This window comes from Rhodosalinus sediminis (assembly GCF_003385555.1).
Classification (GTDB): Bacteria; Pseudomonadota; Alphaproteobacteria; order Rhodobacterales; family Rhodobacteraceae; genus Rhodosalinus; species Rhodosalinus sediminis.
This window is the reverse complement of the sequence record NZ_QOHR01000087.1, coordinates 1-268: the sequence shown is the minus strand read 5'-3', so window position 1 is coordinate 268 and position 268 is coordinate 1. Positions and strand designations below refer to the sequence as shown.

General features: G+C 60.8%; 1 protein-coding gene. It reads left to right on the top strand.

Going from position 1 to position 268, the window contains the following annotated elements:
- On the top strand, positions 1–198 hold a 198-nt coding region (locus DRV84_RS16100; RefSeq protein ID WP_239995106.1), incomplete at its 5' end, for an integrase core domain-containing protein.
- Positions 199–268: the final 70 nt, after the last annotated feature.

Genomic DNA, 268 nt, shown 5'->3' with positions numbered 1-268 from the left:
CGGTTCAACGGCACCGTCCTCGACGAGTTCTTCCGCGTGAAGATGCGCGAGACCTTCTACGAAACCGTCGAGGCGCTCCAGTCCGACCTCGACGCCTGGCTCGTCCACTACAACACCGAACGCCCGCATCTGGGCTATCGCAACCAGGGCAGACGGCCCATCGAAACCGTCATGTCATTCGTCAGCCAAGAAGGTTAAGTGGACACATGAAGACACTGACACTGACGGCAACCCTCGGCCTTCTGACCCTGACCTGCGCACCGGCGCT